Source organism: Mycoplasma testudinis ATCC 43263 (assembly GCF_000687795.1).
GTDB lineage: Bacteria > Bacillota_I > Bacilli_A > Mycoplasmatales > Mycoplasmoidaceae > Mycoplasmoides > Mycoplasmoides testudinis.
Window position 1 is genome coordinate 1 of record NZ_JHXT01000011.1, and the last position, 26690, is coordinate 26690.

Genomic DNA, 26690 nt, shown 5'->3' on the forward strand with positions numbered 1-26690 from the left:
GAAACCATTCCGGCGATTGGAGTTTTCAGAACGCTCGTATTCGCTTCTTCCTAAATGTTCATCCATTTCGGCTTTAAGAAGTGCATTCAGTGGTTCAGAAAATACTTCTGTCATTGATTTAATTAAACTATTGGCACTGCTAGCATCAAAAATATCTGGGTTTCCTAGTACCAATTGGTTAAATTGGTCCATTACTTTTCGATAATTTTCAGATTTAGGTGGTTTTGGAGTTATTTTCTTTGCCATCTTGTTAATCATCCTTAATTAATTATTTGAATTTTAACACGATGCCAATTTAACACACTTATTTCATTACTACCAAAAATAAAGCAACTTGCTGCTAGATTAAGATTATTAGAAACTAACAATGATTGTCAAAAATACTAATATTGAAATAATTGCAAATTAAATATCGTCTTTAAGTTCAAATAATAAAAGAAATATTAACGATGACCAATTTAAATAATTATTTCACTACTTCCAACAATAAGTAGGAAATTTTTAAGTGATGATTTTAGAAATTTTTAATACTAAGTTTAATGTTAATGTTAAATTTTAATGTTAAGTTTAATGTTAAATTTAACATAAAAAAGCATTCAATAATTTGAAAGCAAAAACCATAATGACTAAAAAAACAAATTTTAAGTAAATATAAAAAAGTTAACGAGCAACTCATATTTGAAAGTGAAAATTTCGAATTTAAAAACAAAGGATTGCAGACATTTTTAAATGACAACTAATCTGAAAAATTTGAGTGGCTAAAAACTTTTTCAGCATTAGCAAACACTAAAGGTGAAACAATAATTTTTGGTGTTAAAAAATAATGGCGATGTTGTAAGAATCGATTATTATGGCACAAAAATCAAAGAAAATAGTCGAGGTAAACTTTTATCAATTCAAAACTATGTCGAATATTTTCAGCAAATGCTTCGTGAATTAATAAAAATATATATCGATAATAATAACCTATAGTCAAATTTCTCAACATAAGTGACAAGAAATTTAAGTATAGATTACAGCAGAGATTTAATTTGTTTCAAAAATTTTAATGACAAATTAAATTCGGTACGCTTAAATCTATACTATTACACCAACAAATCCATCATTTTTTTATTAAATAATTTTAATTTTAAAAAAATTAAAAATATACTAACAAATGGCTAAAAAACGGTTGGCGAATTATTTTTTCAAACATCTGCTTTCCGTTTTTTGTTGTTTTTTAAAAAACTTTTAACAAATCATTATTTACCTTTATAGTTGGCGTTATTAGGGTTTTTTTGATTTGAATGATTATTATTGCTAGCCTTATTAGCTAGTACTTACTATCTAGTTTTAATATTTGTTTTTGTTTTTTTACAATTTGTGATCTTCCTTCGAGTTTACCGTTAATTTTGTAATCTAAATCACTTTTCACAATAAATTTAAGATGACTATATTCAATTAAATTTTCTTTTAATAAATTAATATCGTTGTGATTTATTACAACACAATAATCTGCATCATCTAATTTAGATACAATAATGCCTGAAAGACTTTCAAGATACATTAGCAATTGTTTTAAATCTTTGTAATTGTAGTCAATGGGTTTTGCGATTTTATAACGCTTACCAATATAACCTTCAAGGTTTATTAAATCTTTGTATTTATCACAAGCTTCTTTATAAAAGCGAGTGCAGTTAGCCCGGTTTAACCTTTCATCTTGCTTTTGATACCAGTTTAAAAAATATTCTCTAGAATTAACTTCAAAGTCCTTTTGTTCTTGAAGAATTTTTCAAGGCGCTTTCTTTTTTAAAAAACAAGTTTCTTGAAAAATCATTGCAGCCATTTTGGCATCATCTTGTGGCATGTGGGCGGTAATTTGATTTAAATCATTTTCACCAAATAGTTTTAAGAAGACATGAGCTAATTTCTCAGGATTTTTTAAAGCCATATTGATTTGATAAATTTTTTGAACATCAAAACATTTGAAATCTAAGTATTTCAATTTATACCTTTTGCAAGCTCATTGCAAGGCAATAATATCGTTATGATAGGCATAAGCAAAGCATAGCGTATTATGATTACACATAAGTGATTTAATCTTTTGATAAAATTTAGGAAACTCCGGTTGTTGGAAATAATATTCATATGAATGAGAATATTTAAATTCAGGATCTCTTTCATAAATTTTCAGGTCAAACCGATTTTTTTTAGGTTCACCAGGTGATAATGCCCAGCTGCCCTCTTTTAAAAGATTAAAGTTATCATCGAATAACTGATAACCAAATTCACATAATTTGCAAACTCCACCATAGCAATTTGAAGATTCGGTATCGAAAAATAAGTATCGCATTTTAATTCCTTCAATTATTTAAGTAAAATAAGCATTTTTCATTTATTGCATAAACAAATCTATCTTTTATTTTTCTCACAACGAATTTTAATTATATTGTAGACACCTTCAAAAATAGATTTAACAAAGTGAAATTTCTCATTGACTTTTTCATAAGAAAGAGTATCCAAATTAATTCGATTATGAGCTTTAATTTTGTTGTAAAAATCTTGTACTTTTCTATAAATTGAATCTTTTTGAGGAAGTTTTTTCATTTCTTCACGTATTCCTGAACTATCCATCTCTCCAAGCATTTGGTTTATTTGTTTTTTGATATTTATAATATTTTCTTGGTAATTATTTCGACGTTTCATATCAATAGGGTTTAATATTTTTTTATCAATTAAAAGCAATTCTTCATCTGTTCATTTAATGCTTTTAGACAGTTGATAAATATAACTTAATTCAATTGATGCAGTTATAGGTATAAACTTTTTAATAGTGATTAAAGTTGTTTCATTTCAACCTTTTGTAATACCCTTTTTGATTAACTCTAATCCTGTTAATGATATTTCTTTTGAATCTTTTTGTGTTAAAACATAATTAATTACCTTTTGTGCAGTCAAATCAGAGCAACATTGTATTAAGGACAGCAAAATTTTAGTTTTTATTTCGTTGATAGCATTAGTATCAAAAAGATGTGATATAGCTTGTTCCACAAAATTAATATTTTCTTTTATGTAAAGATATTTTTTTTCTTTATAAAAATACATACTAAAAATTTTTATAATTTTGATTTCCTTTAAAAATTCAGGATAAATCATAAACAAATTTTTATTATTGTTAAAGTATGGAAAAAATCTTTTATTGTGCTCTGTGTCGTTAAAAAGATTGAATGTATTTTTATCTAAAGAAATTCAATTATCTACATCATCAGGAAAAAATGTGCATATTTTTCCATTATATTCAAGCTCATTATCTAAATCGTTTTTATATATATCATCAAAATTTTCTTTAGAAATTTCATAAAATTTTTTATCAACCATTTTAATAAAAATTTGATTCTCTGAAATGGATATATCATACACATCAGAATTGCTTTTATTTGAATTTTGATCAATTTCTTCAAAATCAATTCTTTTAAAAGTGACATTTTTAGGTAACAATGCATTTGTCAAATAATCTTCATTATCACACAAATTCCCAGTAATGATTTCATTCCTTATATTTGAAATATTTAATAATGGATAAAATACAAATTGATTACCCCTATCAATTTTTATAATAGGATATAAGGAATCGTTAACAATTCTAAGAAGATCTTCGTCATCTTTATCGATTAATTCTTGTATAATTTTTTTAAAATATGAATTCAAAGAACCGCTCCCAGTTAAATCATTAATGTATTCATCGATTTCATCTTTATTTTTAGTTTTCATTAGCACATTGGCTAGAATAAATTTATCAAACGTAACCTTTTCATAGGTATTATATTCTAAGACAATCTTATAACTCTTCCTAGGCAAGTTCAGACGAACTTTTGCTTCTAATTGTTTCATTTTTAACTTCTCCATTATTGTATTCAAATTTATATCCTTGAGTTTTAATAAATTGAATTATGTCTTTAAAATATTTTCTTTTACGACCATTACCTGATGACATTTCAATGTTAGATAAGGTACGTTCATTTCCAAAAACGATTAGCTTATCTCTAGCTCTTGACATTGAAACATTAATACGACGAAAATCATTTAGGAAATTATAGTCGGAAGTTGTAACAACTGTATTTAGTAAAACAATGTCACTTTCTTTGCCTTGAAATGCATCTACAGTATCAATTTCAAAAGACTTGAAAACCTTTTTAGCTTGATTAATCAGCTCTAAATTTCTTTTTTGAAATAATTCTATTTGTGCTGCATAAGGAAAAATAGCAGAAACAGTCACATCTTTTGGAAACTGAACTTGTTCAATTAATCGTCTTAACATCCATTCTGTTGCATTAATTTCTTCGCTATTATATCGAGAATTACCGTCTTTAGCTTCTTGCCCTCCTTTAACATCCATAAAGAAAATGTCTTTTTCAGCAAACTCACAAAATTTTTTATTTTCAGATATAAAATGCACTTTATTAGGTTTAACTATTTCTCTTTTATTTTTCAATTGGTTATCATAAAACAAGTTATACAATGCTAAAACATCTTTTACTGAGCGGTAATTTTCATTCAGCAAAACCACTCGATCAGCATCAAAAGCTTTTTGCAAAACTTTAGCGAATACAGACTGTTCATAAATAGTTTTAAGTTTTTCAAATTTTTCTTCGTTATATGCTTCTAAATCTTTCACATCTTTTTTAGAAAATTCCAATAAAGGAGGAAGTTGAAAATCGTCTCCAACCATAATGATTTTTTTTACATAGGGCAAGTATCTTAAAACTTCAGTTATCGGGCATTTGGAAACTTCATCAATAATTAACCAGTCATGTCCTTTAAGGAGTTCAATTCCTTTTTTTCCTGAAATAGAACTAGTAGTGGTTGTAGCTCCAATTACATAGTAATCGTTTTGCGTAACATTTGATGAATAATCAAATTTTTCAATTCCTTTAAATTTGGATAAAGACTCTTCAACAAAATTTGCTAATTTAGTATTTTTGCTCCGCTTATTATGAGAAGAAAAATTTACCCCTCAGGTTCTATATAAAGTCCTGTCAATTTCTTCTTCGCCGTATCGATTTTTTCGATTTGTAATTCGCTTAGGAATTACTGCATCATAATTTTCAATTAATTTATCAAGAACATTATCAATAGCAATATGAGTTTGGGAAGTAATAACAACTTTTTCTCCCAACTCTTGGGTTATGTATCGAACAATGGCATTTATTACATGAGTTTTACCCGTTCCAGGTGGTCCTTTAATTAAACTTATTGGAGATCCATCAGTGGCCATCAGGAAAGCTTTTCGCTGAGATTCATTTAACAATGATAAATATTTTTCATAAGATTCATTTTTCAACTGGTTAGTATTGTTTGTTGGCATTTTAACATCACCAATTAAATATTCAAGCAATTCTGAGGCTGGCCCTGCTGCTCCTTGATTAATTAGTTTTAAAGAATTTTCAATTGAATCAATTTTGATTTTCTGACCCATATCATATAGATTTAAGAATTTAAAATCAACATCATATGAATCTTTATTTTTAAATTCCCCTGACAAAATGACTTCTTTTTTGTTCAGTAAAATATTGGTGATAGAAAATTGTACAAGACTATCAGCATCTTTTTCTGTAACATTTTTTAAATTACTAACATAAATATTATCAGTTCCAATTTTACGAATTTTACCTATGTCGCTATTAGAACCAACAAATTTAACATCTACTAAAATTTTAACCTCATCTTTTAAATTGTTATTAAGATGATTAAAAACTGACTCGTCAAACTGATACCCTTTAATAACACCGGCTTGATCTTTTACTTCCTTTTTAAAGTCTGAATCTAAATCTTTGTTTGTTTCGGAAATAAAATAATATGGCTCGGAAATTTCACTAATTTCAAAAGAATAATTGTTATTGAGTTCGTTTGATAAAGTTTTGTAAAATCTGAATATTTCCATAAATTCATCAAATTGACTTAAGTTAAATAGAAAATTAGGATGATCTGATAGTTTTTTTAAATTGTCTTGCACTGTCTCAATAGAAGTTATTGTGTCAATAGACGTAAATTTAATATCAGCAGTCACCGCATTAATATTTACGAAAGGTGTCATTTCATCAAATATTTTTTTAGCGTAAAATTCGCCGCCAAATTGTCCAGAATAGCAGCATCCTAAATCTCCAACTAATATTTTGATTCCACCATTTTTTTTCTCATAAATAAGTTTGACGTTCTTAAGCTTTTTAATATTTCTAGCGTCTTTACGATCATATTCAATATTCATTTCATTGGTTGAAATCTTTACTTTATGAGTTTTTTCGTCGCAAAATTCAAGAATTTTGTTTCTTCTTTCTTCCTTTACATAATCAGCTACATTCAAAGACAATGTAAATGTCATATAATACCTCTAAAATCAAATAGAAAATATTTAAAAACAATAATAACTATTATTTAAAAAAACCTAGGCATGCACCCTACTTAGATATGTTAATAGAACCTTTTTGGGTGAGTCGCAATACGACTTCGTTGTGGTTAGTACATTATACATAAAAAAACGCAATAGTGAAAACTATTGCTAATTTTTAAATATAGGGGTGCATGCCTAGTTAACCACAACGAGGGCAAACACCCAATGTGTTTACGTTGTGGTGTTTAAAGTATAACATCAATTAAATTAATTAATAGAATTATGTAAAAAAACTTAATAAAGATAATGACAAGGCTTCTATAAAGCCTAGAACAAATGATTTTTTAATTAAATTGTTTTGTATTTAGTTTAATTTTTACTATGGAATGACTTAAATTACAGAAACAGGCAAAACATAAGTTTTTTTATTAATTGGATAAATTATTTTGGTTGTACAAATAATAGCGCAATTATCAATCTGATATTCAGATGAGTTTAATTTTCTGAAAGCTTTAACATCAGATTCATCAAAACGCGTTCCGGATTTTATTTCAATTAGATTTAATGAACCGTTTTTAAGCATAATTAAATCGATTTCATTTTGATCCCGATCCCGATAATAATAGAAATTAGGTATCAAAACACTTTCGTTAAGATAGGATTTAATAATTTCGTTGATAACATAAGTTTCAATTAAATGTCCTGCTGCAATTCCCTTACTTAAGGTGACAGGATCATTTTGTTTCAACAAGAAACACGCTAAGCCAGTGTCATTAAAATAAATTTTAGGTCTTTTTATAACGCGTTTTGATAATGATGATTCAAAATAAGGTTGTAATAAATAAATGATATTTGAAGTTTCTAAAATGCCAACTCAACTCATTACAGTTTTAATGTCGATATTAAGTGTCTTAGCCAAATTAGCATAAATTAATTCACAGCCTGAATAAGTTGCCAAAAGACCTAAAAATTTCTTGAAAAGCGCTTTATTTTGAACTGATAAAATTTCTTTAACATCTTTTTCTAAATAAGTTTTTAAATAACTTTCATAAAACCGAACTGAATCCAATTGTGGCATCCGATATAATTCAGGATAAGACCCGCGAATAATCCTTTCTAGTAATTTTTGACGGGTAAACTCAGAATCATTTCTAGTTAAAAGTAAATTAGGAATAATTTCAAATGGTTTAGCTTCACGGTTTTGAATTTCATTAAATGTCAGAGTTGGAATAGTTAAAATACCAACTCTTCCTGCTAAAGATTCAGAAACGTTTTTCATTAACTCAAATTGATGAGAACCCGTCAAGATAAACATCCCATTTGGGTTTTCTTTTTTATATCTTGATTCATTCACCAAAGGAGCAATTTCAGAAAATAATGAAGGTGCTTTTTGTATCTCATCAATAATTAACGGACAAGGAAAGGTTTCAAAAAAAAGATTTGGATCTTTTGTAGCCAAATTGAGATTTTCCTTAACATCTAAAGAAACATAATTTCAATTAAATTTGTCCTTTATTTCAAGACATAAAGTAGACTTCCCTACTTGTCGTGCTCCTGTAACTAAAGTAACTGGAAAATCCTTTACGTATGACAATAATTTTTCTTTAATTGTTCTTTTAATCATATGTTGATTATACATTTTTCTTTATAAGATTCCATATTTGTCGAATCTAATATTCCATTTTTGCCGTATTTTATATTCCATTTTTGTCACCTTAATTTTATAAGATTATTTAACGAGTGTTTATCTCTGAGTTTTCAATAAATCGTGCATTTAATATATTTTAATTATATGGGCACTAAGTTAAATGATAATTATCAAAAATGTTAAAGGTATAAACATAAGGGACAGGATTTAGTAGTGTTTAAGATTTTAAAATTTTAAAATTTTTTACAATTAATTTTTCCGGTCTTTTAAGGCGATTAAAGTAATCCCCTCATTGATTTTCTTTTTAGCAAGTAAGGTCGCATAGATTCTAACGCAATCTTTCACCCCGTAACCTTTTTTATATTCGATGTAATGTTCAATGAATCCGTTTACCAATACATATTTCGTGTAAATGTATTTTTCGTTTTCTTCGACGACTTTTTTGTTCTTAGTTCACCTTTGTAATTCTTCGTAAAATTCATCGTCAGTTAAATCGTTACCATCTTTTTCTTCTAACGGATTACCGTCTTTATCAACTCATTTATTTTTAGGCATTTTCTCTTAGCTTTTCTTGATGTATGGGATTATCGTAAAACTTGAAATTAATTGCTTCCACCGGAACCATTACACGCGTGATTCATTTTTGGTTTTCTTTATCTCAAGATTTGAATGTGGCATGGCGTTGGGTGGCATAATTCTGAATTCATAAATTGTAGGCCTCTCGGACTTGTTCCATGGTGTCACACTTGTTTAAGATATGTAAAAATTCATTATCTATAATTCGATGGTGACGCTCAATTTTACCGTTCGTTTGTGGCTGTCCTCACCGCGAGTATTCGTGAATGATATCATGTTTTGCTAATAGTTCATTTCATTGCCCGGTAGATAAGGCTTCGGTCCTTTTAAATGAAAGTTGATGGTCAGTTCTAGTTTTAAAAATTTTCGGGAAAAACTTTTGGTAGTACTCAATTGCTTTATCCATTGTTTCAATTAGAAAGGTGTTAGGAACCTGCGTACTGATTTGCCCGAACGGAATTGATGTTCGCTGGTCTATACAATCAACAATGTAAATTGGAATGCCGAATTTGTTATCTTTAGATCCAATAATTTTGACATCAAATTGTAAGTGTCATGACGGGATATCATAATGCCGTAAATGGTGGCGTTTCACATATTTATTTTCATTCAAGAAAACTCCACCTTCTATTAATATTTTTCGGACAGTTTTAGCAGTTAGCGTCGTAGGAATTTTTCCATCTAATGTTTTTAACGGAAGAAATCCTTTTCGTAAATTATGTACAAAATCATTGAAGTTATAACTATACCTTAGGGGTTTTTCTTTGCGTTCGCCTTTTTTGTAAGCTTCTGCATCTAATTGATATTGAATAAAATCATTTTTCTTATAAAGTTGAATAATTTCAGTTCGTACAAAGCCGTTGTAACGAAGGGTAATGTTTTTCGGTTTCTTGGACTTTCGCATTAACTTTTGAATGCTTCTTGGATTTCAGCAGAACTCAATTAGTTTTTTTCGGAACTGATAAAATTTATTTTTACCGTAATTTTTTCGTTTGCGGTACTTTACTTGATAATGCGCAATGGCTTTTCTGAGACTTAAATTTTTTTTAACTGCAATTGCATATACCGATTTGGCAAAATCAAAGACTGTAATTAATTCGTCCGCCATGTGGTGGGATTCGGCCAACGTAACTTCACGTTGACTATGGTGTTTATCAGATTCCTCTTTTAAGAACCGATTAATCTCATCTCCTATTTTGCGGTCAAGGTTTTTAATACACTCATTGACTTCTGCGTCTGAGAGTATTCGCTTTTGTGTTTTTGGAAGAGGTATTATTAATTTTTCATAATTCATATTTAATATTTCCTATATGCTTTATTCTACTAAATACGGTTAGAGATTTGATGATGGATCTAAGTGGCTTTAACCCCACCTAGCCTCCCATATTTCTCTTGTCCCTTATGTATATCCCTTCTGCAAATATAAGGTGCATATGTGTTAATGGAATAGACATAACGGACAACTTTAGGGATCTAAATCTCGGTTCGTAAATTTTAATATTTTTATTTCTTTTTAATATCAATTTTTTTCTAGATGTTGATCCTGTATAGATAACGGACTTCCGCATCCCAGTTGATTAAATTTTAGAAAAAAAAGTCAGATTTTGAAATTTTTAAGTTAGATTTACCAAAAAATTAAAAATTACAAAATATGAAAAGATATAACCATTTCTGGTTGTAATAATTTGCTAATCTATTTTTGCATTTATAAACTTGATCGAGTTTCGCTTAACTGATTGTTGTAAACAATTAATTCTTGAAGCCTATCGTAAGGGATTTTGTACATACGTCTGATTTTACTTCCAACCCTTCAAGAATAACAACGGTATCTTTTAAAGTTGTATCTTCCAATAAACATCGAGTAAATTTCTTGCAAGCTTTCTAAATTGTCACCACGATCCAAAAAAAGCATAAACTAGTTCATCGTTAATAATACGATGCATTCTTTCGACTAAGCCATTGTATTGGGGTTTTTGGAAAGGAATATATTGGTGGCGAATATTATTGTCTTCAAGAAATTTTCTGAATTCTTTGCTTTTCATAAATATTTTTTTCTTGAAAATATTGCAGTGGTCTGTACGAATTCGATTGACAATAATTCCATTAGCTTTAAAATAAGCAATCCCTTGTCTTACAGCTTCTAAAATTTCTTTAGTTCCAGCGCTTTCGACAAGCATCCCGTAATACATTCGTGAAGCTTCGTCCACCATATCAATTACATAAAATTTCTTTTTAGCTTTATTCATTTTTTGGGTAATATGTTTAACATCTAGTTGTAAGCGCCCAAGAACACCAGGCAAGGCGGTTTTCAATTGAATTCTTGATGTTTTTTTACTTTAAATATCTTTGTCATCGAGAATTTAAATAAGGCCTTATATATCGTTGCTTTCCCGATATTTTTTAAAGTCTGGTAAGTATTAGGAATAGTGATAATTCCATCGTTTAAAAGCCTTCTAAAATCATCGGCATTTTTGCCAGATTGTTTCATTTGATTATCAAATGAAGTCGCAATCTTTTTAAGTAATTCTTCGTTGTACTTGATATTTAATCGATGGGGTTTAGTTGATTTAATTACAACCTTCTTAAATGCATTTTCACGTTTTTTCTTGATTTCACAAATTTTTCCTAATTCTTCAAAAATTTCTTTTTGAAATTTGAAAAACTTTGACCGCATTATCGATATAGTTTTAATTGAATGTTGTTGCTGATTTTTTGTTTTTGCAATTAAAGTATCTTTTAAAGTTTTTGTGATGTCGTCAGAAACACTTTTTCAAATTGAAACAACGAACTCAATTCGAGCCATAGTTTTTTTTCAGATCTTATCATCAAAAGATATTTCTTTCGCATATTCATCAAAAGCGCTTTGAAAATTTGCCATTCAATATCCATAACGTAAATGTATTGGAAAATCTTTTAAAGTTTTAGGTTTATCTTCTTTACTATTTCTTATCTTAAATAGATATAATTTATTAGTGAATAACATATATTCAAGATAACCATTCCTGCGGAAACATGAGGGTGGTTATTATTTTCTCCTTTAGTTAGTTATATATAATGAATTTTATTTTAAATTACTGTGAGTCCGATATGTATCTGTCATACACAATTTATTGCGAAAATTTGTGCGACCCAAAATTAGCTGGAATTTATTTTTAAAACAGAAGTTCTGAAAGGCAAATTTACTCTTTTCCTCTATTTTTAAAATGAAGTCATAATACGCAAAATTGTTTATTTTTAAAATATCAATATATACTTTATTCGTTATACTGTCTGTGTTTATCTGGTTCCCTTTATTTCCAAAGGACCATTTTTGTGTTCGAATGACTATACGATAATCCAACTAATCCATATATTTTTGCAATTTTTATAGTACTTGGAGTATTACTAATTGTCTTAATTTTAACGTTGATTATTTTGCGTACTAAAAAACGAAATAAGAAAAATAAAAACGTTAATAAAAAGCAATCAGTAAAAGAAAAAGTTAAAAATGATAATTTGCAATATCAAGATAACATAAATAACCAACCAAAAAACAAAAATACCATTCCTGTTCCGGTTTATCATTTTCAAAACCAAGTTTCAAAAAACATTCGAAGCGAAGAAGTAACAACCGGATTAGTCAGCGAAAATTATTTAGATGAATTGAATGAGCTCAAAGCATCATTAAGAAAAGAAATTGAAAAGACAAAACGACAGCAATTAGAATTAGCGTATGTGCAAAAACAATACGAACACCAAAAATATGAATTGGAAACAACGCTTGAACTTGAAAATTTAAAACTTAGTAAAGTTGCTAATATGTCAGTTGATCAAGCCAAAACATATTTAATGAAAAACGTTTATCAAAATATGCGTGTCAATTTAAACCGTTTTTATAAAGATGAAAAAACTCGGGTTTTAGATAATTTGAAAACCGAAGCGCAAGCAATTTTGATTAACGCAATGGAAGGAATGGCTGAAGATATTGTTGCCCAACGTTCAGTTACAACCGTTGCTTTAGCAGATGAGGCATTAAAAGGACGTTTAATTGGTAAGCAAGGTCGTAACAAACGCTTATTTGAAACCCTTACTGGGGTTGATATGATTATTGAAAAACAATCCGAAGTTAGTTTGTCATGTGTTAATCCCATTCGTCGTGAAATTGCTGTTAATCTTTTAAATTCACTAATTCGTTCAAAGAACATTGAACCAGCTAAAATCGAATCCCTTTTTCAAACCGAAAAAGAAAACTTTGAAATTAGTGTAACTACGTATGGTCGTGAAGCATTAGAAGATAAACTTTTAATTTATGACTTTTCTCCAGAGATTTATCCAATTGTGGGCCGTCTCAGATTCCGTTATAGTTATGGTCAAAATGTTTTACAGCACTGCCTTGAATGCGCTCATTTAGCATCAAGTATTGCGATGCAAATTGGAGCTGACCCAGAAAAAGCAAAACGGGCTGCTTTCTTTCACGATATTGGAAAGTCAGTAGATTTTGAAGAAGATTATGATCACGTTGAATCTGGTGTTCAAATTGCAAAACGGTTTAATTTACCTGAATACATTGTTAATGCTATTGAGTCGCATCATCATAAAATTGAGCCATCATCAATTTACGGAGCCATTGTAAAAGTAGTAGACACAATTTCAGCTGCTCGTCCCGGAGCACGAATTGATTCCTTCAGTGATTACATCAAGCGGGTTCAACGTTTGGAAGAAATTTGTAAAAAAATCAACGGTGTTTCTGAAGCATACGCTTTACAATCAGGGCGGATTGTTAGAATCGTTGTGAAACCAGATTTAATTAAAGATGAACAATTAGAACTTTTAATGTATGAAATTCAACGGGCAATTGAGGCTGATGAATTAGTGAATAAGCATCAAATTAGGGTTGTGATGATCCGTGAAAAGCGAATTGAAGATTTTGCTAACCAACGTGCAAAAAATTCATTCTCCGTCGAATCTCCTGCAAATCATTATGACGAGTTTGTAAATAATGAATCCTAATCTTATTATTCCGTGAGTTTTTTTGATTATCACGACTGCTATTTTTTTTATTCCCAACTCAATTAGTAAAAAAAAGCTTTTAATTGTTGTCGGTTTTCAAGTGCTCGTTAATGTTGTTGCTTTGGTTATCGCCATTACTAATTTAACAAGCATTGGACATTCCACCCTTAATTTAGGATTATCAATTGCAGCCATTGTTTTAAGCTGTATTTTTATCTTAGGAATTATTGGGCGCAGACTTCAGGTTTTTAAAGACTTGTTTTAAAATTTATTCGGCTTTCTATGAAAAGTTAAATTATCAGTTAATTAACAAGCCAATCATCAACCAAATATATATAATTTAAGAAGTAATTTTAGACTATTTTTAGCAAAGGATCAATATGTCCAATACAAATGATTTTTCTAGTAACTCCCGACCTTTAGGTGCAAGAACGGCTTATTTACGCAATAAAGCCCAATCCCAAAAACTTAAAAATAGTCAACCACAAAGTGTGTTCGATCATAAAAGCACTAATTTTGAATGAGAAGATCTGGTCACAGATAATCAAGATCGTGTTTTTCACCAGTCTGCGTATAATCATAAAAATCCAAACGAACCATTGATAAACAAGGATTTCAATAGCAATCAAACTGACACTTTTGAACTTGATAAGAATTCAAACTTAACTAATAGTCCAACTGCTTTATATTCAGAAGAAGTAACTAATGAATTAAATTCCCAAAATAATCAGGTTTTATCTGATCAGATATTACCTTCGGATGCCTTGCAAAATAGTCCGCATGAAAATTCATTGTCAGATCGGAAATTTAACGGAGTTCAATTTCCCCAGCAAAAGTGAAAAACCCAAGAACTAGTTTCTCAAGAATTACACGATGTTAAAACCGAACCCTTATTAGATTCTGCTAAGAATCAATCTGATGTTTCATTTGCAGATGAAGAAGATTTATCTGGATCGTTAACTGAGTTATTAGAAACAAACCAACAAACTTTGTCGACCGATGATGTTTTGGATGATGATGAAATTGATGTTTTTGATGAAATTAGTCCAACCCAAAGAGTTGAAAAATTGAGTGCTCCAATTGTTCAACAATATAGTATTGCTCCAGCAAAAGATAATCAAGGAAGTTCAAAAACATTTGAATTAAAACCTGTTTTTAAAGAAAACAATTCAACTCTTACTAAGTTAACTAAAACTCATAGTGGTTCGATTCCCGAAATAACTGGTACGCCTAATCGTTCGATAAACATGTCACAAATTATGCAAAATATTCAAAGTTTGGATGATAACTCCGACTTATCAAATAAACTTGGTTCAAGATTTAATAACCAAGTAGCCCAATATAAACAACAACCGCAATCAATCAATAAATTTCCTGTCCTTCAAAATGACAACCATCAACTTAATAAACAAGAAGATGCTGTATCATCAACACAGAATTTGAATCAACACCAGATTCTTGCGCAACAAAAAAAGTTAGATAAACTAGCAAAAAAAACTCAAAAAAAAGTTATGCAGATAACCTTTATTTGAATTTTAGCCATTATTGCTTGATTAGTTGTTGTTGTTCCACTAATCATTGTTGCCGTTAAAGTTTTGGGTGGTATTTAATTTTCGTTTTTAACGTCTGTTTGTTCACAGAGATCAGTAGTTTCTTCGGTTTGAAGATCTACTGATCTTTGTTGTTTAGTTTGGTTTATTTCATTCGAAAACTCGGTTTGTTTAGTTGGTAAGACCTTTTTTGGTTCTTTTGTACTAACAAAACTTGTTTGAATTTTTCTTGGTAAAACAATGGCAATAAATTTTTGCAACCGGTGGGTTGTTTCTAAATAAATATTGTGGATTTGAAAGATTAAACTATCTTCAAATTCAGGTACTTTATGTCAATCTTTATCACCAACGTATTTATTGCCGGTAACATTTTTAGGTTGGAATAATTCCACTGATCCGTCTTCGTGAATCATTCGTTTACGAATCTTGGAAATTGCTAAATTGTTGTCCATTATTGCAATCGTAATTTTGCTTTCAAATTGTAATAATACTTCGTTTACAAAGATATCTCAATTCATTTCAGACACCCCAACAGCATCAGCTAAGAATTCAGCATAATCTGGAAGACCAAAAATTTCCTTGACTTTTTTGATATCTACGTGTTTTAACATTCTAAATGTATTACCATCACCTACTTGAAAATCAGCAGTTTGTGGGTCCTCAACAATTTTCTGGAAAACATAATCACAATATTTTCGTTGGGCTGGAGAACGATTTAAGTTACTATTAGTTAAGTAACGTTCAAAATTGATGCGGGCTTGTTTGACTTTATGTGTAGCAATTAAATCATCGCTTGAAATCAATAATTTTTTTTCAATCTGATTAAATGGCAAATGCTTTGTTTCAGCATCTATTAAAACGTTTCATAAATAGTTATCGTGATCTAAAATTTGGTCTTTAAAATTAGTTAATAAATGATCTAACATAAAAATACGCATCAAGTGTTCGTATTTACGTCTGTACCCAAATCAGCGCCCCCGTTGTAATGCAGTATCAATGGCAATAGCATCTTCGGCGCGATTTGTAATATATGTTGTTAATAAATTATTAAACGTAACACCCCGTTCAATCATTGCAGATCCAACAACAATATTGTTTGGTGTATCCTTGTATAAAGGATCATCAATTTCAGAGTTAACAACATTAATCGAAGTAAAGTTTAAATGGCAAATTAATAAATCAATAAATCGGTCATGTCACGGGATTTGTGTCCGGTATTGTTCATAGATTTTTTTGATTTGATTAATGAGGCGTTGACCCTCACCAGAATCTGGTATTTTTAAAAAACGTTCCAAGGTTTTTTTATAGGAATTGATTTTATCAGCAATCATGTTATGCCGTAAGATTTCTTTAGCTGTATGAACAAGCATTGCGGTTTTTTGAATTTTTTTATTTTCTAAATGAAAAATTCCTGCAGCTACTAAATAATACAAAATGGCAATTTTAAACGATTCAGGGGTTTGTTCACGTTCGTTTTCGATTGCTTGTTTTTCTTCGTTGGAAACCCGAATGATGTAATTCAAATAATCACGACCAAAAAAATCATTTAGTCCCATGTATGCTTCACCAGGTTCGATGGTAAAAATATAATCGGGTTTAATATAATCGCTTTGAGCTAATAAAATATGTGCTTGAGGGGTTGCTGTCACTGATAAGAAACTAAAATTTTTATCAATCTTTTTTAGCATTTCATTAAGCATTCGATAAGTTGCTGATTCACTTGATTTATTTTCTGCAGTATTAAAAGAAGCCAAGTCACCTTCATCATCAACTACTAAAAATTTGACATTTTTAAAAAGGGGAATGCACAACAGCTCCATCAATTTTTCAATTTGCTGGTTTTTTAAACTAACAAAAATTGTTTTATGTTTATTAATGACGGCTTTATTTAGTTCATCAACTAGAGTTTTATTATCTTGACTTGCAATTACTTCTTTAACTTGATAAACGTTAATTCCGGTAGAAAAGTCATCTTTGGTAAAAGTTGCTTTTAACCTATCAAAGGTTTGCTTATTTAAAACGTTATCTCTTCCAGATAAAACAATGGCCATGTCATAACCCATACTAAATGCCCGAGAAATACATGCAGAAAAAGTACTTGTTTTTCCGGATTGAACTTTGCCTACTAAAAGCCCTTTTAAACCATTTGGCTTGTTTCCTAAAGTGGTAATTACATCATTGGCTTTTGTCATAATTTTCTTGATAGCAATATCATCCATTCCGGATTGTTTACAGTAGTTGATGAAGTGCTCTTCATGATTGGAAGCACCAAATTGAGCAATTGCGGTTTTTATTGCTTGAGAAATATCCATATATTAGTTACCTTTTCTTAAGTAATTATCAATTAACAACTTTAATTCTTCTACACTACATCCTTCAACAATTGCTCGTTCTTCAGCTATCACATAATAGATAACGAATTCACAAAAGGTATTATATGAACGCTTGTTGGAAATAATAGGCCGAAAGAAGGGGTGTTCAAAATTGAAATAAACGACAATGCTATCATCAACATATTTCTTTTTAATTCAATATCCGCTTGCTTCACGATTGCTCGCCCGAATTAATTGAATTTTATATTCTTTGCCATATTCGTCTTTGATTGAATATAAATTTGCTTCGCGTTTATTTTTCTTGACAGTTTCCATTTGGACATCAATAATCGCGTTAGTTGATCTTAAAGCATCAATAATGTTTTCGCTGACTGTGCTATATTGTTCGACTGTAGCAATTGGCAAAACATTAGTTGATTGGTAAACAGTATTAACTTGCGTTGTTAGTTTATCAGGTGTTTTGAAGTCTCCTTGTTTACCTATTATTTTTGTTAATAACAACGTGATTCGGTTTCAATTTTCTGCTGATATTTGAAATTTATCTCCAGTAATTGCTACTGGTAAATTCGAAAATTCTAGTTCACTATAAAGTGAACTATATTCGACATCTTCATTGCTTCCAAAAATTGGAGCAGGCTTAAAATTGGAATTGGGTTTGGCTCCTAGAACAAGTTTGTTCCCGCTATAACAATAAATGCCCGCAGTTTCATAATCTGGATTTTTTAAAATTCCAGCAATTCCTTTAATACTGATGGTGCGATTTTCAAAATCGATTTTTTCGTTAATAATAACTTGTTTTTGATTTTTGTTGAATTGAAATAATTCAGGTTTTTTAATTGGCTTAAAAGGTTCTGCTTTTCGATAAGAAACAATTTCGACAGGTTCACTTGTACTGCAATCATAGAATTTATTTTCCATTCGGTAAATTGCATGAAAATTAATTTTATCTAGGTTTACGTATTTTTGATAAATTTTATTTACTGTATTAACGATGTTTTGAAATTCTTTTAAAGTTCACGTTTTAGCCTCATTAATTTGCAATAAAACCCCATGATTAAATTTTGTTCGGGAATAAAATTCATTACTTGGACATTGGCTTTGACTAAGCTGACTAAAATGATTTCGCTTTGTTTCAAAAGAAATGATGGTTCCAGTTTGTTCATCTTTTTTTTGGTTGTAAATCTTGGTGTTATTGCCAAGTCATTGTAAAGCCCGAAACCATTGCTTTCACCCTTTGGCTGCAATAGTTTCATAATTGTTAAAATCTTGGATTTCAGCTTTTGTATATCCCATTCCATTATCAAAAATTAAAATTCTTTTATTTTCGTTTGCAGCATCGTAAATTAAAAAAAAGGTGATTTTTTTGAAATCATCTTGAGGTCGGCTAATAAAGTGAAAAACGCTTGGATCTAAGAGGTGAGATATCGCGTATGCGGGGTCGTATGGGATGTCTTTACATAATTCAGTTCATAAGCGATTGCTTTTAGTTTCCATGGGTTGTTTTCTCCAGATTCCATTAATAAATTTGTCAAAATTGATTTATTTATTATAATTTGTTATTTGTAACAGCAAACTACGAGAAATCCCTCCATAATTTCATTTCCAATTCATTACTTAAATATTATTTAATTAGTGTTATAAATATATTAGGGATTAAGCGTAATAACTACAGGTAAGATTGAGGCTATAATGAAATCAGCAATTTATCGATACATCTTTTTAAAGATCCAAAGTGGCGAGTGAAATTTATCAAAGCGAATACCTTCAGAACATCAATTAGCAGTTAAATTTTCTGCAACCCGCTCATTGGTTCGTAAAATTTTAGCTAATTTATGTGCCTTTCAATTATTAGATAACGTTACTTTTCCAGGCTACTTTGTCAATCGGAATTATAAAGATGGTCTACTCAAAGGTGTTGCCAATCCACAAGTAGCTTCAGTAAAACATGAATGGTTAATGAAAAGTCCGTTTCGAAAACGGGACGTTGAAATCTTTCAATCCATTTCTAAAGAAAAAGATTTCTTTGGTCATAACTTTGCAAAAGTATTACGCGTAACGTATTACAACAAACAAAAAGAAGTTCTTTATGTTTTAGATACGATGTTAAATCATGATTTGATTAAAATTTTTCGGAGCGAATTTTTAGATTTAAAAACTTTTGAATTATTTGCTGAAAACGGTCAACCCGTTGTTGATCAAGAACAAGTAGTTGTTCAAATGGGAGATGTTAAAGACATCTTTGCAGGATATACTTTAAAGCAAGAACATTATTTAACAAGCTATATGTCACATTTTAATTTTGATAAAGATTTATTAGCACTATCAAGACTTGTCTTATTTGACCCGAAAGCAATTATTCAAACTTCTCGTTTGTCTTTGTCAGCGTAATTAACTTAATTAAAAAAGGTTAATTTGAATCACCCCAAGGAGTATTTATGTATAAAGTTGATGGAAACGAAGATCTTTTTGATCTTGTAATTGTTGGAGCTGGACCTGGCGGCATAACTGCAGCAATTTATGCAGCGCGGGCTAATATCAAGGTTCGGGTTGTAGAAGGCAGCGCTCCTGGTGGGAAGATGCTAAAAACTGGTTTTGTAGAAAATTATCCTGGTGTTTCAAAAACAACAGGTCCTGATTTGGGAATTGCTATGTTTAATCAACTTAATGATTTAAAAGTTCCCGTAACATATTCAGCTGTTACTAAAATTGAAAAAAACCAAGAATATTTTTTAACTTATCTTCAAAATGGTCAAACTTTGATTTCTAAAACCGTGATTGTTGCCACCGGAACAAACGAACGTCCGATGGGATTAGCAAATGAACAAAATTATCTAAATAAAGGGATTAGTTATTGTGCTATTTGTGATGGCTCATTATACAAAGATAAGCCAGTTGCAATTATTGGTGGTGGTAATGGTGCAGTTGAAGAAGGAATGTATTTAGCTGGAATTGCATCTAAAGTTTATGTCGTCCACCGGCGTGATGAATTCCGTGCTGATGTTTTCGCGGTTAACCAATTAAAGAAAATGAAAAACGTGGAAATGTGTTTATCTTATGTTCCGCACGAATTACAAGGCTCTAACCATGTTGAAGCGCTTGTGATTCGTTCTGTTAAAGATAATAGTTTAAGAACCTTACAAGTTAATTGTGTATTCCCATACATTGGTGCAATTCCTGCGACTGGATTTCTTAGCGGATTAGATGTTTTAAGTCCCGAAGGATTTATTGTTACTAACCAAGATGCCGCAACTAAAGTTCCGGGTCTGTATGGTGTTGGCGATTGTGTTGTTAAAAAATACCGGCAAATTTCTACCGCTGTTAGCGACGGGACAATTGCGGCTTTGAATGTAAAAGAACACCTTAACCGAACTTGCTAAATTAATTTTGTGATAAACAACTCAGGTTGTTTTTTTTGTATTTAAGGGTTTATATGCGACAAACATTTAGTGAAACAGTTAAAAGCGAATTATGTCGCCAGGAATTTCAACTTGATTGCGTAAAATATCTTTTGCGCTCTTTTTTGTTGAACAATTTAACCCAAAAAGATATTTTGGGAACAATCACCTGAAAAATTCAAACCCATTTTTCTTTCTTGGCACGATTTTTAATTAAATGGCTAAAAGAACTTTATGATTTTAAGCAATTTAAAGTTTCTCTCAATCAACCAAAAAATATAACTACGAGAAGAGAAATCAGTGTTTCTTTAGTGGGGAATTTCCAACAAATAAGTACTGATTTAGATTTAAATGCACCTTTGGTTTTAAAAGGATTAGATAAAAATTGCTTACGCGCTTTTGTTGTTGGTGCGTTCTTAAGCCGTGGTAGTATTAATGATCCACAAAACGGAAACTATCATTTAGAGTTTGTTTCGGATTCCAAAACTTATATTGACTTTCTTAATTTAATTTTAAAAAAGTTCGGTATTAATAAAACCCAAGTCATTACTAGAAATATGCGCTATGTCCTTTATTTGAAACGCTCAGAAACAATTGCGGACGTTTTACGTTTAATGGGAAGTGTTGAAACTTTATTTAAATATGAAGACTTGCGGATTGGTCGTGATTTAGCCAACAACATGCAACGCTTGAATAATCTTGATATCTCTAATCTTAAAAAAACAGTTAGTAGCTCTAACGAAATTTTTGTGATGATTCAGGCTTTAGAACAAGCAAATGAGTTACAAAAAATGCCCCTTAAGTTGCAAGTCTTTTGTCAAATCGTTTTAGAAAAGCAAGAATTGTCTTTAGCGGCTTTAGCGGCTGAAATGAGTTCACGATTAAAAACGAATATTTCAAGAAGCGGGGTTGCACACTTAAAAAATAAAATTAAAGAGTTATTTAAACAACTTCACTAGGAAAGTGTTTTAACAAATAGACTTTATAATTGTGAAAACGTAAGTAATGATAATAGTATTTCATTTCGTGTCATGGTCCTACTAAAATAATTTTTTTGTTTTTATTTAAGTGTTCTTGATATTTTTGTTCAAACGTAATCGGATGAAACAAAATAGCTAATGGATAATGATTGGTTTTTTTGATTGCAGCAGTTGAGAATTCGACTAATTGATAATTAAAATTAGTGGCATATTTTTCAATTTTGGCATAAGGCTTAAACCGAAAGTGGTTTTTCGGGATGCAAAATCATTCTTTGATTACATTCATAAAATAGCTGTTCATAAACCTGAAAAAAAATCCCAACTTTAAAGAGAATCTTGTATATATTAATTGTTATGTTATCATAATAACACATTACTTACTTATATTAGAAAGAAAACTAGAACGAGTACCAAATGGGTCCAATTCAAATTATCATGTTCGTCTTGGCTGTTTTTTCCTTACTAATTGGATTATTATTGTCCAATTCAGGAACAACTGGCGGATTAGCTTCGTTATCTGGACAAGATCTTGAAATTTTCAAAAAGACTAAAGATCGTGGACTTATCAAGGGTTTGCAAATAGTAATGTTTGTGTTTATGCTCTTGTTTTTAATTCTTGGTCTAGTTTTTCACTTTTCTTAATTTATTTTAGGTTATGTTTAATTTACGAATAATGGAATTACGATGAACCAGCTTGACCAATTTGCCCAAGAAATACTAGATTTAATTAAGAACGAAAAAGGACGCCCAATTCCTCCGGGAATTGTCGTTCGTAACTTAAGTGATAAGAACGGAATCCGTCACGATTCGAAAGACGGAAAAATATATAAAACTAAAATCTATCAAGCAATTGATGATTTAATTGCTAAAGGTTTAGTTCGTCAATTATCAAAGAACAATAAACTTGTTATAGGATATGAAGACGCACCAGCTTTAATGGATGATGTTAAAGAAGGAACGATTTCAATTGGAGCCCGCAATTGTGGATTTATCCGCTTGCCCAACCAAGATCGGGCCGCTTACTTTGTTTATTCATTAAACTTGAACGGCGCTTTAAATGGCGATACAGTAAAATTTGCGCTTTTAGATAAACCTGCTACTAGAGATCTAAAAGATGCTACCGTTTTAGAAGTTGTCACTCGACATAAATCTAAATATGTTGGTAAATATACCTTTAATGGGAGCCAACATGTGGTTTATCCTGATGACCCAAAATTGTATTTAACAGTAACTCTAGATAAAGATTACGGTTTAAAAGATAACGATAAGATTTTATTTGAAATTGCCGAAACAAAACCAAACGGCCAAGCAACTGCCCGTTTAGTTCATGTAATTGGAAATGCTAATGACTTAGGCGTTGATATCGAATCAATCGTTTATGATAATGGAATTACACCTCAATTTGATCCCAAAGCTTTAGCCCAAGCCCACGAATTAAAACTTGATTTAAACGAAAAGCAAATGAATTTGCGTCGTGATCTAACGAATTTAGATATTGTTACCATTGACCCTGCAACTTCTAAAGATTTAGATGATGCAATTTATGTTGAACGTTTGGAAAAAGGATTTAAATTACAACCTAAAGATGCATCATCTGAAGGTGTTTCATTACCAGAAGGCGGATTTAAATTAATTGTGGCGATCGCTGACGTATCACATTACATTCCATTTAATTCTGATTTAGATAATGATGCTTTTAATCGGGCTACTTCAGTTTATTTAGTAAATAAAGTTATTCCGATGCTTCCTGAAGTATTATCGAATGATTTATGTTCAATTAACCCTGGTGTTAAGCGAATGGCTTTGGTTAGTGAAATTATTTACGATCACCAAGGTAAAGTAGTTGAAACTACTGCATATCCTGCTGTGATTGAAAGTAAACGTCGTTATAGTTATGACGAAGTTAACGCATTCTTTAGTGGTGTTAGCCAATTAGAAAATGATCCACAAGGGGTTAAATCGATGTTGGGTGTTGCCCGCGAATTAGCAACAACATTAAAATCCGTTTTAAACAAACGTGGTTATGTCGAATTCGAAATTCCTGAACCAGTCATTGTCTTGGATGAAAATAATATTCCAACTGACATCTCCATAAGTAAGCACGAAGAAGCACAAGCTATGGTTGAAGTGTTTATGATTGCTGCAAATGAAGCTGTGACCCAATTTGCGACACAACAAAATGTGCCGTTCTTATTCCGAGTTCACCCTAAGCCAACTCCAAGAAAATTAGCAATCTTTAGTAAAGAAGCAAAACGTTTAGACTTCAAGATTACAGACAGCATTGCTAAAATTCACTCAGGAACAATTGCTCACTGATTAGAATCAAACCCTAATAATCCTAATTTGGAAATTATTCATCGTTTATTATTAAGAGCAATGGCAAAAGCTTTCTACAATACAACTAACATTCACCACTTTGGCTTAGCAAGTAAACACTACACGCACTTCACATCGCCAATTCGTCGTTATCCCGATTTAATTGTGCACCGTTTATTGTGAATGTATTTATTTGATAAAGAATCTTATAGTGATGAACAACGCAAAATGTTAGCCGATAAGTTGAACGCAATTTGCGAACAATCTAATCTTGGTGAAACGCGAGCAATGGAATGTGAACGTTCTGTTAACGCTTACATGTTCTGCTTATACATGGGCAAACATATTGGTGATAAATTTGAAGGAATCATTTCTTCTGTTATGAATTATGGAATGTTTGTTGAATTACCCAATACCGTTGATGGTTTAGTTCGGGTGATTAATATGAATGACGACTTTTACACTTATGATGAACCATCATCAACTTTAGTTGGTAAAAGTCATGGGAAGCGTTATGCTTTAGGTGATAAAGTTAAAATTGAAGTTGCTTCAACAAACTTACATGACCGAAAGATTGATTTTGTTTTAGCAAAAGAATAATAAATAAGCAGGTTTAATCAAGCAAATGTTAGATATTGGCTTCTTTACCAGTACTTTAGTGACTCTTTTAGTCGGTATAGCATTTCTCATTGCTTTTTTATATTTCGCTAAAAAAATCGAAAAAATTAAATTTATTCATAATCTAACCTTAATGCGTAAAACGCGTTGGTTAGTTTATTTTATTTTAGGTCTGATTGTTGGTTTAGCTAGTCCATTGATTAATGCCACCCAAATTAGCTTGGAAGCGAATTATGGGTTTGTAAGTGATTTAGCAATCATTGTCGTAATTGGGTTTTTCACTTCATCTTATTTATATACTGGAGCAACAATTGTTTATTTAATATCTTCGATGTTATTTAATGTTGCCAATCACGAACGGTTGCTTTTGTTTACTTACTTGTTTATTGTATTGTTAATCAATGGTGCTTTAATTTCGTTTATTCGGGTGTTAAGCTTGCAACGATTTTTCTGAGCAATGGCAATTAGTTTACCAATTTCTTTGTTCTCGTTAATTTTTGCTTTTTTAATTGTGCCCGAACCTTTGGTACAAACCGCATACGTTTTGCCTTGGGTCGCCATTTTGTTTATGGTCTTGTTTTACTTTATTGGTAATGTCATTGTCAATTTTGTGGGTAAAACCGAACGTTTAACTGAGGCCATTCAATTTGACAAAAACCATTTTGTTTTATCACACTACGCCAATGATTATTTGGCTAATCAAGTCAGTTCCAATAATTATCAACGTGGATTTTTGATGCTTTTCGATTTTTCTGGAAGTGAAAAAATTCCGGTTGTTGATGGCCGAAACAAATATGACGAAATTGTGACACGTTTGACTAAAAACTTGGTTTCTAAATTTGAAAACATTTCTAAAACGAAATTAAATTGATTTATTTCAAAAGCCGTTCATCACGGGGTTTTTATTCCCTTTAATAATCAGAACACAGATTTAAATTTAATGTATGAAGGGAATGAACTACCCAACCGAATGGCAGGGGATATGTTTGTTGAATATGAAAAAATCTTGCGAAGTATTCCAACAAAGGTTCGTTATAATAAAGAAATTTATGAAATTCAAGTTCATAGTGCAGCAACGATTTATGGGATTCACTCGTGTGATTTTAACCAGTTGATTACTAGAACTGAAAACGTCTTAAAGCAATACGATCAAATTAAAAACAAAAACCTAATTCAAGTTTATAACCCTAAGTTGTTTCATTTATTGCAAACAACGGCTAATTTGTATAGTGATTTAGCTGAACAAATGGACGTAAAAAATCTTCAAGTCTTTTTAAAAAACTACTCTTGTGTGCAAAATCCTAAAGAACATTTTTTCTATTATGAAGCGGCTTTACCAGCAAAACTTATTTTTAACAAATTAAAAATAGTCCGATCGATTGATTCGCTTCAACTTAAAAGTACTTTGATCCGTTTGATGGCAATGCGGGTAATCCGAGCCTATGTTTTATCTCACCCTAGTCAACAACTAAAACTGGTGATTGATTATTCGTTATACGAGTTAAGTAATCCTAATTTTAATCTAAATAACTTTTTATCTAAACTTGAAAAGCAAGGTATCAACTTTAAAAAGTTAATTTTAAATATTCCTTTTGAATTTGAAAATTTTCAGCAATTTGATGCGGTGACTATTAAAAACTTGAATAATATCAAAAACCAAGGAATTGGTTTATCTGTTAGCGGTATTGGCAGTGATGAAATTGCGGTTTTAAAGGAAATCAAATTTGATTATGTAATTGAAAATTACCGTTTCAAAATGTCTGATTATTCAAATAAAGATGCTGTCAATGAATATGTCAAAACTCTCACTGGATTTTTTAGTCGCCAAAACTTGCAGATTTTATTTTTTAATCCCGAACATAACTAGGGAACACTGTTGTAAAATTGTTGATTTTATTAGTTGATTTTCCCGAGTAAA

21 protein-coding genes are annotated in these 26690 nt (G+C 30.5%); 9 read left to right on the forward strand and 12 right to left on the reverse strand.

What is annotated here, in order from left to right:
• The 9 genes from T384_RS07605 to T384_RS0103310 all read right to left on the reverse strand — a co-directional run.
• Positions 1–246, reverse strand: a 246-nt coding sequence (locus T384_RS07605; protein WP_036499021.1) for a transposase, incomplete at its 3' end; no start/stop codon positions are given.
• Positions 247–1312: 1066 nt separating this feature from the next.
• Positions 1313–2332: a hypothetical protein gene (locus tag T384_RS0103275; protein ID WP_027119829.1), complete on the reverse strand. Its 1020-nt coding sequence runs from the start codon at positions 2330–2332 to the stop codon at positions 1313–1315.
• Between the two features lie 59 nt (positions 2333–2391).
• A complete protein-coding gene (locus T384_RS0103280; protein ID WP_027119830.1) occupies positions 2392–3870 on the reverse strand; it encodes a hypothetical protein in 1479 nt (492 codons plus the stop codon).
• A complete protein-coding gene (locus tag T384_RS0103285) occupies positions 3830–6358 on the reverse strand; it encodes a DEAD/DEAH box helicase (protein WP_027119831.1) in 2529 nt (842 codons plus the stop codon). The genes T384_RS0103280 and T384_RS0103285 overlap by 41 nt, the downstream gene beginning before the upstream one ends.
• A 400-nt stretch (positions 6359–6758) precedes the next feature.
• Positions 6759–8006, reverse strand: a complete 1248-nt coding sequence (locus tag T384_RS0103290) for an ATP-binding protein (RefSeq protein WP_027119832.1) — start codon at positions 8004–8006, stop codon at positions 6759–6761.
• Positions 8007–8264: 258 nt separating this feature from the next.
• A complete protein-coding gene (locus tag T384_RS0103295; RefSeq protein WP_027119833.1) occupies positions 8265–8570 on the reverse strand; it encodes a hypothetical protein in 306 nt (101 codons plus the stop codon).
• Positions 8563–9885, reverse strand: a complete 1323-nt coding sequence (locus tag T384_RS0103300; protein WP_027119834.1) for an integrase core domain-containing protein — start codon at positions 9883–9885, stop codon at positions 8563–8565. The genes T384_RS0103295 and T384_RS0103300 overlap by 8 nt, the downstream gene beginning before the upstream one ends.
• A 538-nt stretch (positions 9886–10423) precedes the next feature.
• Positions 10424–10903: a DDE-type integrase/transposase/recombinase gene (locus T384_RS0103305; protein WP_027119835.1), complete on the reverse strand. Its 480-nt coding sequence runs from the start codon at positions 10901–10903 to the stop codon at positions 10424–10426.
• Entirely contained in the window at positions 10861–11469 is a 609-nt protein-coding gene (locus T384_RS0103310) for a hypothetical protein (RefSeq protein ID WP_156933126.1), read from the reverse strand. Before T384_RS0103310 ends, T384_RS0103305 begins: the two co-directional genes overlap by 43 nt.
• A 434-nt stretch (positions 11470–11903) precedes the next feature.
• On the opposite strand from T384_RS0103310, the gene T384_RS06365 reads away from it, so the two are divergent.
• The 3 genes from T384_RS06365 (at position 11904) to T384_RS0103325 (ending at position 15190) form a co-directional block, all read left to right on the forward strand.
• Positions 11904–13580, forward strand: a complete 1677-nt coding sequence (locus T384_RS06365) for an Rnase Y domain-containing protein (protein ID WP_052663482.1) — start codon at positions 11904–11906, stop codon at positions 13578–13580.
• Positions 13570–13845, forward strand: coding sequence for a hypothetical protein (locus T384_RS0103320; protein ID WP_027119837.1), 276 nt, complete (start codon positions 13570–13572; stop codon positions 13843–13845). The genes T384_RS06365 and T384_RS0103320 overlap by 11 nt, the downstream gene beginning before the upstream one ends.
• Before the next feature lie 115 nt (positions 13846–13960).
• A complete protein-coding gene (locus tag T384_RS0103325) occupies positions 13961–15190 on the forward strand; it encodes a hypothetical protein (RefSeq protein ID WP_027119838.1) in 1230 nt (409 codons plus the stop codon).
• Here T384_RS0103325 and T384_RS0103330 read toward each other — a convergent pair.
• Together T384_RS0103330 and T384_RS0103335 are read right to left on the reverse strand one after the other, a co-directional pair.
• Positions 15187–17442: a Z1 domain-containing protein gene (locus tag T384_RS0103330; RefSeq protein ID WP_027119839.1), complete on the reverse strand. Its 2256-nt coding sequence runs from the start codon at positions 17440–17442 to the stop codon at positions 15187–15189. The two genes, T384_RS0103325 and T384_RS0103330, sit on opposite strands and share 4 nt — an antisense overlap.
• Before the next feature lie 3 nt (positions 17443–17445).
• The gene (locus T384_RS0103335; RefSeq protein WP_027119840.1) at positions 17446–18957 is read right to left on the reverse strand and encodes a hypothetical protein; all 1512 of its coding nucleotides are present in this window, start codon (positions 18955–18957) and stop codon (positions 17446–17448) included.
• Between the two features lie 195 nt (positions 18958–19152).
• Between T384_RS0103335 and T384_RS0103340 the strand changes: the two genes are divergently transcribed.
• From T384_RS0103340 to whiA, 3 genes are read left to right on the forward strand one after another with little or no spacing between them, the layout of a single operon-like run.
• Positions 19153–19851, forward strand: coding sequence for a GntR family transcriptional regulator (locus T384_RS0103340; protein WP_027119841.1), 699 nt, complete (start codon positions 19153–19155; stop codon positions 19849–19851).
• A 47-nt stretch (positions 19852–19898) separates the two neighbouring features.
• Positions 19899–20840, forward strand: coding sequence for an NAD(P)/FAD-dependent oxidoreductase (locus T384_RS0103345; protein WP_027119842.1), 942 nt, complete (start codon positions 19899–19901; stop codon positions 20838–20840).
• 53 nt (positions 20841–20893) lie between these two features.
• Positions 20894–21817: a DNA-binding protein WhiA gene (whiA, locus tag T384_RS0103350; RefSeq protein WP_027119843.1), complete on the forward strand. Its 924-nt coding sequence runs from the start codon at positions 20894–20896 to the stop codon at positions 21815–21817.
• Here the strand turns inward: whiA and T384_RS0103355 are convergent.
• Positions 21801–22139 (reverse strand): hypothetical protein, encoded by a 339-nt coding sequence (locus tag T384_RS0103355; protein WP_156933127.1) that lies wholly within the window; start codon positions 22137–22139, stop codon positions 21801–21803. The two genes, whiA and T384_RS0103355, sit on opposite strands and share 17 nt — an antisense overlap.
• A gap of 113 nt (positions 22140–22252) precedes the next feature.
• On the opposite strand from T384_RS0103355, the gene secG reads away from it, so the two are divergent.
• The 3 genes from secG to T384_RS0103370 are packed head-to-tail and all read left to right on the forward strand — an operon-like array spanning position 22253 to position 26639.
• Entirely contained in the window at positions 22253–22480 is a 228-nt protein-coding gene (secG, locus tag T384_RS0103360; protein ID WP_027119845.1) for a preprotein translocase subunit SecG, read from the forward strand.
• Between the two features lie 42 nt (positions 22481–22522).
• Complete coding sequence (gene rnr / locus T384_RS0103365) at positions 22523–24754, forward strand: ribonuclease R (protein ID WP_027119846.1); 2232 nt, start codon at positions 22523–22525, stop codon at positions 24752–24754.
• 25 nt (positions 24755–24779) lie between these two features.
• The gene (locus tag T384_RS0103370; RefSeq protein WP_027119847.1) at positions 24780–26639 is read left to right on the forward strand and encodes a hypothetical protein; all 1860 of its coding nucleotides are present in this window, start codon (positions 24780–24782) and stop codon (positions 26637–26639) included.
• Positions 26640–26690 lie beyond the last annotated feature (51 nt).